The 12,463-nt window shown below is 69.5% G+C and carries 12 protein-coding genes; 4 read left to right on the forward strand and 8 right to left on the reverse strand.

What is annotated here, in order from left to right; all coding sequences use genetic code 11:
• Nucleotides 1–29 precede the first annotated feature (29 nt).
• From BUR99_RS15290 to BUR99_RS15300, 3 genes are all read right to left on the reverse strand, one after another.
• On the reverse strand, nucleotides 30–1,355 hold the full coding sequence (locus BUR99_RS15290) for a M50 family metallopeptidase (protein WP_234980878.1): 1,326 nt from the start codon (nucleotides 1,353–1,355) through the stop codon (nucleotides 30–32).
• An 82-nt stretch (nucleotides 1,356–1,437) separates the two neighbouring features.
• Complete coding sequence (gene dxr / locus BUR99_RS15295) at nucleotides 1,438–2,529, reverse strand: 1-deoxy-D-xylulose-5-phosphate reductoisomerase (RefSeq protein WP_074261239.1); 1,092 nt, start codon at nucleotides 2,527–2,529, stop codon at nucleotides 1,438–1,440.
• A gap of 32 nt (nucleotides 2,530–2,561) precedes the next feature.
• Entirely contained in the window at nucleotides 2,562–3,200 is a 639-nt protein-coding gene (locus BUR99_RS15300; protein ID WP_143231672.1) for a 4'-phosphopantetheinyl transferase family protein, read from the reverse strand.
• A 92-nt stretch (nucleotides 3,201–3,292) separates the two neighbouring features.
• Between BUR99_RS15300 and BUR99_RS15305 the strand changes: the two genes are divergently transcribed.
• Together BUR99_RS15305 and BUR99_RS15310 are read left to right on the forward strand one after the other, a co-directional pair.
• Nucleotides 3,293–4,051, forward strand: coding sequence for a lysophospholipid acyltransferase family protein (locus tag BUR99_RS15305; RefSeq protein WP_074261241.1), 759 nt, complete (start codon nucleotides 3,293–3,295; stop codon nucleotides 4,049–4,051).
• Nucleotides 4,052–4,097: 46 nt separating this feature from the next.
• Entirely contained in the window at nucleotides 4,098–5,036 is a 939-nt protein-coding gene (locus BUR99_RS15310; RefSeq protein WP_074261242.1) for a hypothetical protein, read from the forward strand.
• Between the two features lie 18 nt (nucleotides 5,037–5,054).
• On the opposite strand, the gene BUR99_RS15315 is transcribed toward BUR99_RS15310, so the two are convergent.
• Nucleotides 5,055–5,540, reverse strand: a complete 486-nt coding sequence (locus BUR99_RS15315) for an OsmC family protein (protein WP_074261243.1) — start codon at nucleotides 5,538–5,540, stop codon at nucleotides 5,055–5,057.
• Nucleotides 5,541–5,624: 84 nt separating this feature from the next.
• Between BUR99_RS15315 and gabT the strand changes: the two genes are divergently transcribed.
• Both gabT and BUR99_RS15325 read left to right on the forward strand, forming a co-directional pair.
• Nucleotides 5,625–7,001 carry a 4-aminobutyrate--2-oxoglutarate transaminase gene (gabT, locus tag BUR99_RS15320; RefSeq protein ID WP_074261244.1) on the forward strand — a complete coding sequence of 459 codons (1,377 nt, stop codon included), beginning with the start codon at nucleotides 5,625–5,627 and terminating at the stop codon, nucleotides 6,999–7,001.
• Between the two features lie 5 nt (nucleotides 7,002–7,006).
• Nucleotides 7,007–7,996, forward strand: a complete 990-nt coding sequence (locus BUR99_RS15325) for an asparaginase (RefSeq protein ID WP_143231673.1) — start codon at nucleotides 7,007–7,009, stop codon at nucleotides 7,994–7,996.
• 122 nt (nucleotides 7,997–8,118) lie between these two features.
• On the opposite strand, the gene BUR99_RS15330 is transcribed toward BUR99_RS15325, so the two are convergent.
• The 4 genes from BUR99_RS15330 to BUR99_RS15345 form a co-directional block, all read right to left on the reverse strand.
• Nucleotides 8,119–8,934 carry an ABC transporter permease gene (locus BUR99_RS15330; RefSeq protein ID WP_074261616.1) on the reverse strand — a complete coding sequence of 272 codons (816 nt, stop codon included), beginning with the start codon at nucleotides 8,932–8,934 and terminating at the stop codon, nucleotides 8,119–8,121.
• An 80-nt stretch (nucleotides 8,935–9,014) separates the two neighbouring features.
• Nucleotides 9,015–9,926 (reverse strand): ABC transporter permease, encoded by a 912-nt coding sequence (locus BUR99_RS15335; RefSeq protein WP_074261245.1) that lies wholly within the window; start codon nucleotides 9,924–9,926, stop codon nucleotides 9,015–9,017.
• A 2-nt stretch (nucleotides 9,927–9,928) separates the two neighbouring features.
• Nucleotides 9,929–11,128: an ABC transporter ATP-binding protein gene (locus tag BUR99_RS15340; RefSeq protein ID WP_074261246.1), complete on the reverse strand. Its 1,200-nt coding sequence runs from the start codon at nucleotides 11,126–11,128 to the stop codon at nucleotides 9,929–9,931.
• 2 nt (nucleotides 11,129–11,130) lie between these two features.
• Nucleotides 11,131–12,345 (reverse strand): ABC transporter substrate-binding protein, encoded by a 1,215-nt coding sequence (locus BUR99_RS15345; protein WP_234980879.1) that lies wholly within the window; start codon nucleotides 12,343–12,345, stop codon nucleotides 11,131–11,133.
• Nucleotides 12,346–12,463 lie beyond the last annotated feature (118 nt).

Here is a 12,463-nt window from a genome sequence, read left to right on the forward strand (position 1 = left end):
TGCCGCGATGCGGGCGATCAGCGGTGCGCTCAGAACAGCTGCACCGGCTTGACGATGTCCGCGTAGATCAGGAGCGCGCTCATCGCGCCGAAGATGACGACGACGGCAAGGGTCACGGGCATGAGCTTCGCAAGGTCGACGGGTCCGGGATCGGGGCGGCGGAAGAGCTTCGCGAAGCCCCGACGGATGCCCTCCCAGAGGGCGCCGGCGATGTGCCCGCCGTCGAGCGGCAGCAGCGGAATGAGGTTGAAGACGAAGAGGGCGATGTTCAGCGATCCGAGGATGCCGATCATGGTGGCCGCCTTCGAGGCGATCGGGATCTCGTCGATGGTCGCGATCTCGCCGGCGAGCCGACCGACGCCGACGACCGACATCGGGCCGTTGGGGTCGCGCTCCTCGGGTCCGAAGGCGGCGTTCGCGACGTCGACGATGCGTTGCGGCAGGTTCAGGATGATTCCGGCGACGCCGGCCACGTTCTCGCCCACGGCGGGCAGTACCGCGGTCACCGGCTGCTGCACGATCTCGGTCGCGGCGCCGATGCCGACGAACCCGGCCGATTCGGTCAACTGGGTGCCGGAGGCATCCGTCGCGATCTGGCCCTTCTCGTCGAGCACGTAGCGCTCGCTGAGCATCGGGGTGACCTCGAGCTCGACGGTCTCGCCGTCGCGCTCGACGACGAAGGCGACGGGCTCGCCCGGGTGCGAACGGATGATCGCGGTCGACTCGTTCCACGACTCGATCGGCTCGCCGGCGACCGAGACGATGACATCGCCCGGCTCGATGCCGGCGGCGGCACCCGGTGCGGCCGGATCCCCCGGCTCGCAGGTCTGGCGTTCACTGGTCGCGGGCAGTGCACAGGCCGAGACCGAGCCGACGGTCGTCGAGGCCTGGGCCACGCCGAAGCCCATGAGCAGCACGCCGAAGAGCACCACTGCGAGCAGGAGGTTCATGAACGGCCCGCCGAACATGACGATGATGCGCTTCCATACGGGCAGCAGGTAGAACGCGCGGTGCTCGTCGCCGGGCGTGATCGACTCGGTGCTCGAATCGCGGGCGTCCTGCACGAGCCCGCGGAAGAAGCCGGTGCTGTCGGCGTGCACGCGTTCGCCCTTGGCGGGCGGGAACATGCCGATCATCGAGATGTACCCGCCGAGCGGGATGGCCTTCAGGCCGTACTCGGTCTCGCCCTTCCGGCGCGACCAGACGGTCGGGCCGAAGCCGATCATGTACTGCGTGACCTTGACACCGAAGATCTTCGCGGGCACCAGGTGCCCGATCTCGTGCAGGCCGATCGACACGGCGAGGCCGATCACGATGATGACGACGCCGATGATGAAGGCGAGCACGGAATCCACGGCTGCAAGCGTAGTGCCGCATGCTTCGAGTGCGCTGTCGGTCGGCTGTGAGCTCGGCGAGCAGCGCCTGAGCGCTGGGGATTCAGCCGGCGATGCGGGCGATACGGGCTTCCGCGGCACGCCGGGCGCTGCGCTCCGCCTCGGCGAGCGAGGCGACCGAGAGCGCGGCATCGGATGCCTCGTGCTGCTCGACGACGTCGCGCACGGTGTCGACGATGTCGAGGAATCCGATACGGCCAGCGTGGAACGCCGTGACGGCCTCCTCGTTGGCCGCGTTGAACACCGCGGGATACTCGCCGCCGGCGCGACCGACCTGCTTGGCCAGGGCCACCGCGGGGAACGCCTCGCCGTCGAGCGGCTCGAAGGTCCACTCCTGCGCGCGCGTCCAGTCGAGCGGGGTGCCGACTGCGGCGACCCGGTTCGGCCAGTCGAGGCCCAGCGAGATCGGCAGCCGCATGTCGGGCGGCGAGGCCTGCGCGATCGTCGAGCCGTCGACGAACTCGACCATCGAGTGCACGATCGACTGGGGGTGCACGACGACGTCGATGCGGTCGTACTCGACATCGAAGAGCAGGTGCGCCTCGATCACCTCGAGCCCCTTGTTGACGAGCGTCGCCGAGTTGGTGGTCACGACGAGCCCCATGTCCCACGTGGGGTGCGCGAGCGCCTCGGCGGGCGTGACGGCCGTGAGCTCGTCGCGCCGGCGACCGCGGAAGGGACCACCCGACGCCGTCAGCACGAGCCGGCGCACCTCGTCGTCGGTGCCGGAGCGCAGCGCCTGGGCGATCGCCGAGTGCTCGGAGTCGACGGGTACGATCTGCCCGGGCTCGGCGAGGCGGGTCACCAGATCGCCGCCCACGATGAGGGACTCCTTGTTGGCGAGGGCGAGGGTGGTGCCGCGTTCGAGCGTGGCGAGCGTCGGCCCGAGGCCGACGGAGCCGGTGATGCCGTTCAGCACGACGTCGGCATCGACATCGCGCACGAGCTGCTCGGCCTCCTCGATGCCGACCGCGGTGTGCTCGACCCCGAACTCCGCGGCCTGCGCCTCGAGCAGCGCGCGATTGGACCCGACGGCGAGCCCGACGACATCGAAGCGGCGAGGGTTCGCCCTGATGACGTCGAGGGCCTGAGTGCCGATGGAACCGGATGAGCCGAGGATGATGACGGAGCGCACGTCCCCACTGTATGGGAGAAGACGCCGGCGCATCAGGACAGGACGGCCACCGTCGCCGCGCGGTTCCCCGGCACGGCGATGTCGTGGAAGCGGATGCCGCGCCATCCGGAACCGAACTCGGGCGGGCTCACCTCGATGCGGCCGACCCCTCCGTCGTCGCTCGGCAGGGTGAGGGCCAGCCTCGACGGCTCGATGAACTCGGTGTGGCCGATGGCACGCAGCAGCGCGGACTTGCGGGCCCAGAGCGTCGCCCGTGCGATCGCACGCGCTGCCGGGTCGAAGCGGTCGAGCGCGGCCCGCTCGCTCGCATGGAACGCCGCCTCGTCGATCACGGCTCCCGACTCGAGCGCGGCCGACTCGATGCCGACACCGACCGGATGCCTCGTGGCAGCTGCGCCCACGACCGCGTCGCCGAACACGGCGACGTCGGCGTACCAGGTCGCGCCCGACGGAGTGAGCGGATACGCGACCGTCGGCCGGCCGTGTCGCGCCCCGCACTCGGCGCAGGCGTGCACGAGTTCGACGTCGGTGGCGGGAACTCCCGTGGCGTGCGCCAGCAGCCCGCACAGCACCGTGTCGGCAGTGGGTCCGCGGCGACCCCGGGCCACCACCACGACGCGCACGCCGGAGGACTCGAGCTCGATGAGCTCGCCCTCGGCCGCGACATCCATGCCCCCATACTCTCGCACCGGCGCCGAAGAGGCGACGCGCGGGCCGATCCGATATGCCGCGGCGTGCATGTCGCCACGCGTAGGGTCGAACGGTGACAGAGATCGAAGGCGACGCCGTGACAGCTCCAGTACGGCAGGGTCCGCTCTACCGCATCGTCCGCGGCTTCCTCCGACCCCTCGTGCGGCTCGTCTACCGGCCGACCATCACCGGGGCCGAGCACGTGCCCATGCGGGGGCCCGTCATCCTCGCCTCGAACCACCTCTCCTTCATCGACAGCGTCGTGATCCCGCTCGCGTCGCCCCGCCCAGTGCAGTTCCTCGCCAAGAACGACTACTTCACCGGCACGGGCTTCCGCGGCTGGGTCTCGCGCACGTTCTTCACCGCGATCGGCGCGGTCGGCGTCGAACGCGGCGCCGGTGCCGACGCGCAGGCCGCGCTCGACGCGGGCCGCGGCATCCTCGAGCACGACAACGCGTTCGCCATCTACCCCGAGGGCACGCGTTCGCTCGACGGCCGCCTCTACCGTGGACGCACCGGCGTGGCGTGGCTCGCGCTGACGACCGGGGCGAAGGTCGTTCCCGTCGGCCTCATCGGCACCGAGGAGATCCAGCCCGTCGGGGCGAAGCTGCCGCGAGTGCGACCGGTGACCGTGCGGTTCGGGGAACCGCTCGACCTGAGCCGCCACGGACAGGCGACCTCGGGGCGCGCCCGCCGGGCTGCGACCGACGAGATCATGTCGGCGATCCACGCGCTCAGCGGGCAGGAGCTCGCGGGCGTCTACAACGAGACCCCGCCGCAGGGCGCCCTCGCCAAGCTCGCCGACCGGGTCGTGCCGCGCGAGCGGATCTGACCGGATTCCCAGCCGCTTCGTGCCTCGCCCCGGTATCGTCAGTCCGATGCGCCCCGCTTCGATCATCAGCCGCGTCATCGCGACGGCGGCTGTCGTGCTCACGCTCGCGGCGTGCAGCGCGCCGGTCGACGTGCAACGGGCGGCCGCCGGGCGCGTCGACGCGCCCGCCGTCGTCGACCTCCCGATCCCCGAGGCGACGGAGTTCGACCCCGGGTACATCGTCAGCGACGACTCGTTCTACGACAGCGGCGCGATGAGCGAAGACGAGATCCAGGAATTCCTCGAGGGACTCGACTGCCGCCCGCAGGACCGCGTGCCGTGCCTTGCCGACTACATGCAGAGCACCACGACCCAGGCCGCCGCGGGCGAGGGCCACTGCACCGAGTACCGCGGCGGCATCCGCGAACGCGCGAGCCGCATCGTGTCGAAGGTCGCCGCGGCGTGCGGCGTGAGCCCGAAGACCCTGCTCGTGCTGCTGCAGAAGGAGCAGTCGCTGCTCACCCGGCCGAGCGAGTCGGGCTACCTCCGCGCGACGGGCTACGGCTGCCCGGACACCGCCGATTGCGACGCGAAGTACTTCGGATTCTTCAACCAGGTCTACAACGCCGCCTGGCAGTTCCGGCAGTACACCGAGCAGCCCGACCGTGCCTATCGCATCGGCGCGGTCGATGTGGGGTTCCATCCGGATGCCGCGTGCGGCGCGTCGTCCGTCACCATCGCCAACCAGGCCACGGCGAACCTGTACAACTACACGCCGTACCAGCCGAACCCGGCCGCAGTGGCCGACCCCGAGGTCGGCGACGGATGCTCGGCCTTCGGCAACCTGAACTTCTGGCGACTCTGGCACCGCTGGTTCGGCGACCCGCAGGCCGAGCGCTACCCCGGGTTCCTGCCGCCGTGCAGCAGGCTCGTCGGCGGGCATGCGTGCCCGATCCCCGAGGCCACGCTGCCGACCGTGCCGCCCGTCGGGCTGCAGCCCGACTGACGTCGACGCGTCGTCGCCTCAGACCGACGAGGCCGCGACGACCACCACCGGTTCGTGTCGCACCGGGAAGGCGACGGATGCGGCGATGAAGCACTTCGCGGAGGCCTCGGCGTGCAGCGCACCCGCGAGCTCGAGCATCGAGGCATCCGCGACCTCGACCTGCGGCCGCAGCACCGCCTCGACGAACGCCCCGCCGCCCTTGCCGTCCTCCCGCATGAGTCCGACGGGGCGATCGGTGTAGCCGCGCACGACCACGCCGTGGTTCGTCGCGACGTGCAGGTACGAGAGCATGTGGCACTCGCTGAGCGCGGCGAGCAGCAGCTCCTCGGGGTTCCAGCGCTCGCGATCGCCGTGGAACGTGCGATCGCTCGATCCCGCGATGTCGTGCAGCTTGCCGGGCGTTCGAACGACGTGCTGACGCCCGTAGTCGCGGTAGCCCGACGTGCCCGTTCCACGGTCGCCCTGCCACTCGACCTCGAGTTCGTAGCGGTGCTCGCCGAGCATGCTTCCTCCGATCCTGCGCGCCACCCGCGCCATCCGATTCTGCACCCGATGCCGGCGCCGGCGCGGCGATAGGGTGGAGGCACCATGACTGATACCCGCATCGACGCCCAGACAGCCGCCGCCCCGGTCTACACCGTGCCGCAGGAGCGCAAGATCGTGACCGCGATTCCCGGTCCGAAGTCGCAGGAGCTGCAGGCCCGACGATCGAAGGTCGTCTCGGCCGGTGTCTCCTCGGCCCTTCCCGTCTACATCGAGCGCGCGAACGGCGCGATCCTCGTCGACGTCGACGGCAACCAGTTCGTCGACTTCGGTGCGGGCATCGGCGTGACCACGATCGGCCACACCGAGCAGCGCGTCGTCGCCGCCGCGGCCGACCAGCTGCAAGACGTCATCCACACGCTCTTCACGATCACCCCCTACGAGGAGTACGTGCGCGTCGCCGAGCTCCTCGCCGAGCACACCCCCGGCAACTGGGAGAAGAAGAGCGTGCTCGTCAACTCCGGCGCCGAGGCCGTCGAGAACGGCGTCAAGATCGCGCGCAAGCACACGGGCCGTCGTGCCGTCGCCGTGCTCGACCACGCCTACCACGGCCGCACCAACCTCACGATGGCCATGAACTACAAGGCGCTGCCATATGCCACGGGCTTCGGCCCGCTCGCCGGCGACGTGTACCACGCGCCGAGCTCCTACCCCTACCGCGACGGCCTCTCTGGTGCCGACGCCGCGGCCCGCACCATCGCCTACCTCGAGAAGGTCGTCGGGGCGAGCGACCTCGCCTGCCTCGTCGTCGAGCCGATCCAGGGCGAGGGCGGCTTCATGGTGCCGGCTGACGGCTACCTCCCCATCCTGCAGGCGTGGTGCACCGAGAACGGCGTCGTCATGATCGCCGACGAGATCCAGTCGGGCATGGCCCGCACCGGCCGCTACTACGCGAGCGAGCACTTCGGCTGGGAGCCCGACCTCGTGCTCTCGGCGAAGGGCATCGCGGGCGGCCTCCCCCTCGCCGCGGTCACCGGCCGCGCCGAGATCATGGACGCCTCGCAGCCCGGCGGGCTCGGCGGCACCTTCGGCGGCAACCCCGTCGCGTGCGCCGCGGCGATCGCCGTGTTCGAGTCGATCGAGGAGCACGACCTCCTCGCCGAGGGCCGGCGCATCGAGGCGACGTTCCGCGCCGGGCTCGAGCAGCTCGCCGCGCGCTACGACGTCATCGGCGAGATCCGCGGCAAGGGCGCGATGATCGCCATCGAGCTCGTGCAGCCGGGCACCGGCCAGACCACGAAGGCCCCGAACGCCGAAGCCGTCACCGCGATCGTCGCGTTCGCCGCGCAGCAGGGGGTGCTCTTCCTGAGCGCCGGCACCTCCGGCAACGTGTTGCGCTTCCTGCCCAGCCTCGCGGTGAGCGACGCGCTCATCGAAGACGGGCTCCGCGTGCTCGACGACGCCCTCGCCTCGCTCGGATAGTGCAGGTGGCCGGCACATTCTCAGTCACTGACGCCGTCGAACTCGCCGTGGTCGAGCGTAATGGTTTCATCGAGTCCCGGCACGCGGGTTCCGCCGTCGTGCTCTCCCCCGAAGGCGAGGTGCTGCGCGCCCTCGGCGACGTGGTCACCCCGATCTTCCCCCGGTCCTGCCTGAAGCCGTTTCAGGCCGTCGCCGTCATGACCTCGGGCGTCACGCTCCGAGGCGAAGACGCGGCCATCGCCACGGCGAGCCATTCGGGCACCGCCGCGCACGTCGCCCTCGTGCGCCGGTTGCTCGAGCGGGAATCGCTTCCCGAGTCGGCCCTCGGCTGCCCGCCGGCGGCTCCGTCAGACCAGACGGCGCGCGAACAGCTCATCCGCACGGGTGGGTCGCGCGAGCGCGTGTACATGAACTGCTCGGGCAAGCACTCGGCGATGCTCCTCGCGTGCGTCGCCAACGAGTGGCCGCTCGAGGGCTACCTCGAGGTCGACCACCCGCTGCAGAAGCGCGTACTCGACGTCATCGAGCGGTTCACCGGTGAACGGCCGGCGGCGACCGCGGTCGACGGTTGCGGCGCTCCCGTGCACGCGATCAGCCTGAGCGGCCTCGGTCGCGGCATCCAGAAGATCACCACCGCCGCCGCGGGCTCGCCGTTCGCGCTGTACCGCGAGGCCGCCGCGCTCACCGAGGCGGTCCGCGAGCACGCCTGGGCGGTCGGCGGCCCCGGCCAGCCCGACACGGTCGCGATCGAACGACTCGGCGTCTTCGCGAAGATCGGCGCCGAAGGCGTCATGGTCATGACGGCGCCCGACGGCACGACGGTGGCGCTCAAGGTGCTCGACGGCTCCGCACGCGCGTCGACGATCATCGCGCTGCGGCTGCTCGCGCAGTCGCGCGCGATCGAACACGAGGCGATCGACGCCGTGCAGACCGAGCTCGACCTCTGGGTCATGGGCGGCGAACAGCGCGTCGGCACCATCCGCGCCACCGTCTGAGTCGACCGGCGACCGGCGACCGCGCCGGCGTTCGCGTCCGCCGAGAGCTCCACGACGACGGATGCCGCGGCGGGATCACTCCCGCCGCGGCATCCGATGCTCGCGCCCTCGATCTGTTCGGGTCAGCCGAGGTTCGCGAGCCGTTTCGCACGGGCCGCTCGCGAGACCTGCGCGACGATCACGAGCACCAGGGCGAAGATGAACACCGCCGAGGCGATGACGTTCGCCTCGGCCGGGATGCCGCGCGACGCCGAGATGTAGATGTACTTCGGGAACGTCGAGACGGCGCCCGAGTTGAAGTTCGTGATGATGAAGTCGTCGAAGCTGAGTGCGAACGACAGCAGCGCGGCCGCGACGATGCCCGGGAGCAGCAACGGGAACGTCACCCTCCAGAACACCTGCGACGGCGAGCCGTACAGGTCGCGGCCCGCCTCTTCGAGCGCCGGGTCGAGACTCGCGACACGTGCCTTGACCGTCACCACGACGAAGCTGATGCAGAACATCGTGTGCGCCAGGATGATCGTCGTCATGTCCTTCGCGACGCCGACCGCCAGGAACTGCGCCGCGAGCCCGGCGCCGAGCACGACCTCGGGGGTCGCCATGGGCAGGAACAGCAGCAGGCTGATCGCGCCGCGGGCTCGGAACCGGTAGCGCACGAGCGCGATCGCGATCATCGTGCCGAGCGTCGTCGCGATGACCGTGGCGGCGATGCCGATGATGATGCTGTTGCCGAACGCCTCGCACACGGCACCGCCCTCGACCGTGCACACGTTCAGCCACTTGTCGAAGGTGAACCCCCGCCAGGCGATGTTCGACTTGATCGAATCGTTGAACGAGAACACGAAGGTGTAGACGATCGGGATCAGCAGGAACACGAACGCGATGATCGTGTAGGCCGGCAGCAGCCAGTCGCCGAGCCCGAGTCGACGCCCGCGCACCCGCCCGCCGGGGCGGCGCGAGTCGAGCTCCTGACTCTCGCCGAGGCCGCCGAGCACGGCGGCCGCTTGGACTTCTCCGCTCACAGCAGGTCCTCCGTTCCGGATCGCTTCACGTAGACGCCGACGAGCACGAGGATCGCGGCCATGAGGATGATCGAGAGCGCCGCGGCCGCCGGATAGTTCAGCAGCACGAGGAAGTTCGCCTCGATCACGTTGCCCATCATCTGCGTGTCGGGCCCGCCGAGGAAGTCGCGGCTCGCGTTCACGTAGTCCCCCGCAGCGGGAATGAAGGTGAGCAGCGTTCCCGCGACGATGCCCGGCATCGACAGCGGGATCGTGACCTTGCGGAAGACCGTGAACGGATTCGCGTACAGGTCGCTGCCCGCCTCGAGGTAGCGCAGGTCGAGCCGCTCGAGCGTCGTGTACAGCGGGAGGGTCATGAACGGGATGAAGTTGTACGTGAGACCGAAGATCACCGCGAACGGGGTGCCCGTGAAGTGCGCATCGGGCGCCATGAGCGAGAGCGCCTTCAACGACGTGATGATGAACGACTCGTCGGAGAGCAGCTGCTTCCACGCGAGCGTGCGGAGCAGGAAGCTGATGAAGAACGGTGCGATCACGAGCACGAGCATGAGCCCCTGCAGCATCGGCCACCGCCGCGCCTTCACGCCGATGAAGTACGCGAGCGGGTAGCTGAAGAGGAGCGCGAACACCGTGGCAGCGAGGGCGTACCCGAAGGAGCGCACGATGTGCGGCCAGTAGTCGCTCATCACCGTGACGTAGTTCTGCCAGTTGAACGCGTACTCGTACTGGCCGATATCTCCGAACTCCGCCGGCTGCTGCAACGAGGTGAGCAGGAGCGAGATGAGCGGTGTGACGAAGAACAGCACGAGGTAGAGCAGGCCGGGCAGCAGCAGGAACAGGGCGATCCTGCTGCGCTTCCGCGGCGCCTGCGGCACGACCTCTGCGGTCTGGAAGGCGGCGAAGGCCACGGTCAGTCCTCCTCGAGCTCCGCGACGAGCTCCTCACGGCGCTGCGCTGCGATCGACGTCGTGTCGGCGTCGGCGGCGAATCGCGCCGCCGGCTCGGCCACATCGTCGAGGCCGAACCCGTGTTCGACCGGCCACGACACCCACACCTCGACTCCTTCGCCGACGACGGGACCCGAACCGGTGTTCTGCGCGAACACGGTGACGGTGCCGACCCCGGGGATCGCGACGATGTACTGCGTGCTCACGCCCGAGAACGACACGTCGATGACCCGTCCGGGGCCGAGGACGTTGTGATCGGAAGACGCGGCCGGCGCCTCGCGGAGCAGCGTGACCTTCTCGGGTCTCACACCCACGGTGACGCGGCCCGTGTGCCGCTGGGCCCGTGCAGCAGGCACGGTCACCCGTGCCCCTGCGATGTCGACCGAGATCGCGGCATCCGTCGAACCGGCGACGTCGCCCGTGAACAGGTTCGACTGACCCAGGAAGTTCGCGACGAACGAGGTTCGCGGCAACTCGTAGAGTTCGGCCGGGGCGCCCATCTGCTCGATCGCGCCCTTGTTCATGACCGCGACGGTGTCGGCCATGGTCATGGCCTCCTCCTGGTCGTGCGTGACGTGCAGGAAGGTGAGGCCGACCTCCTCTTGGATCGTCTTCAGTTCGAGCTGCATCTGGCGGCGGAGCTTCAGGTCGAGCGCACCGAGCGGCTCGTCGAGGAGGAGCAGCGCCGGGCGGTTGACGATCGCCCGGGCCAGCGCGACGCGCTGCTGCTGGCCACCGGAGAGCTGTGCCGGACGGCGCTGGGCGAGGTGATCGAGCTCGACGAGCCGGAGCGCTTCGTGCGCCCGGCCGAGCGCGTCGCCGATGCGACGGCGCTTGAGCCCGAACGCGACGTTCTCGAGCACCGACATGTGCGGGAAGAGCGCGTAGCTCTGGAACACCGTGTTGACCGGGCGCTCGTGCGCCTTGGTTCCCGTGACGTCGCGGCCCCCGATGAGGATGCGTCCGCTCGTCGGCTCCTCGAGGCCGGCGACGAGCCGCAGCGTCGTCGTCTTGCCGCAGCCGGAGGGGCCGAGCAGGGCGAAGAACGATCCGGCAGGGATCGTGAGATCGAGCTCTTCGATCGCGGTGAAGCCGGGGAATCGCTTCTGGATGCCGACGAGCTCGAGATCTGCGCCGCGTTCGGCGAACTCGCGTACCGACACGCTCACGCTCCCAGGAGGATGCTCTGGAACTGCGCCTGGTACTTCTGCTCCTCGGCACCGCTGAGCGATCGGAAGATGTGCGCGTTCGACAGCGTCTCTTCGTTCGGGAAGATGAGCTGGTTCTCGGCGAGCTCGGGGTCGATCGCGATCGCCGCCTCCTTCGCGCCGGCGACCGGAGTGATGAAGTTCACCCAGGCGGCGACCTCTGCAGCGACCTCTGGGTCGTAGTAGAAGTTCATGAGCGCCTCGGCGTTCGCCTTGCGCGGCGAGCCGATCGGTACGAGGAAGTTGTCGTTCCACAGTGTGCCGCCCGCGGTCGGGATCGCGAACTCCCACTTGTCGCCGGCCTCGGCGTTGATGACGGTGATGTCGCCCGACCAGCAGATCGCGGCGAGCGTGTCCTCGCTCTTGAGGTCTTCGAGGTAGGAGTTGCCCTTGATGTTGCGCACCTGGCCGGATTCGACCTGCTCGCGGAGCACCTCGATGGCTGCGTCGAACTCGGGGTCGCCCCAGTCGCCGGCGATGTCGACGCCGTTCTGCTGCAGGATGAGCCCCATCGTGTCGCGCATCTCGGAGAGCACGCCGACGCGGCCCTTGAGGTCGGAGTTCCAGAGGTCTTCGACCGATTCGATGCCGCCGGGGATCGCCTCCTTGTTCCAGCAGATGCCGGCGAAGCCGCCCTGCCAGGGCAGCGTGTGCAACCGGCCCTTGTCGAAGTCGGGGTCGCGCAGCGCGGGGTTGAGGTTCACGATGTTCGGGATGTTGTCGTGGTTCAGCTCCTGCGTGTAGCCGAAGCGGATCCAGCGGGCGGCCATCCAGTCGGTGAGCACGGCCGTGTCGGCGCCGATGTCCTTGCCGAGGGCGAGCTGGTCCTTGACCTTGCCGTAGTACGTGTTGTTGTCGTCGACGGCGACCTCGTAGTTGACGGCGATGCCGGTCTCCTCGGTGAATCGCTCGAGCGTGGGGTAGCCGCCGCTTTCGTCCTCGTCGATGTATGCGGCCCAGTTCGCCCAGTTGACGGTCTTGTCGGTCGCCGAGGTGTCGGCCGCGGCCGTGGGCTTGGCCTGGCCTCCACCCGTCGAGCACGCGGCGAGCGCCAACGCGGTCGCACCGGCACCGGCTCCCGCGAGCAGTGTGCGCCGATTCAACTGCATCTGGCGGGCCTGGGCGATCAGGGATCGCATCATCGGGTCCTGGGGCAGGGGGCGTCGGTTCACGGGGGACTCCGTTTCGGTTTGCAGCAGTGCAAGGGTGGGAAGATACTGCCACACTGCTGGGCGGAAATCACTCGATGATGTCCGAATCGTTAATTTCTGCGAACATCTGGTGCGGAAT

This window comes from Agromyces cerinus subsp. cerinus (genome assembly GCF_900142065.1).
In the GTDB taxonomy this organism is placed as follows: domain Bacteria; phylum Actinomycetota; class Actinomycetes; order Actinomycetales; family Microbacteriaceae; genus Agromyces; species Agromyces cerinus.

Coding starts and splice junctions, on each gene's coding strand:
- BUR99_RS15310 (WP_074261242.1), top strand. CDS start 4,098: ATGCGCCCCGCTTCGATCATCAGCCGCGTCATCGCGACGGCGGCTGTC.
- gabT (WP_074261244.1), top strand. CDS start 5,625: ATGACTGATACCCGCATCGACGCCCAGACAGCCGCCGCCCCGGTCTAC.
- BUR99_RS15300 (WP_143231672.1), bottom strand. CDS start 3,200: ATGGATGTCGCGGCCGAGGGCGAGCTCATCGAGCTCGAGTCCTCCGGC.
- BUR99_RS15315 (WP_074261243.1), bottom strand. CDS start 5,540: ATGCTCGGCGAGCACCGCTACGAACTCGAGGTCGAGTGGCAGGGCGAC.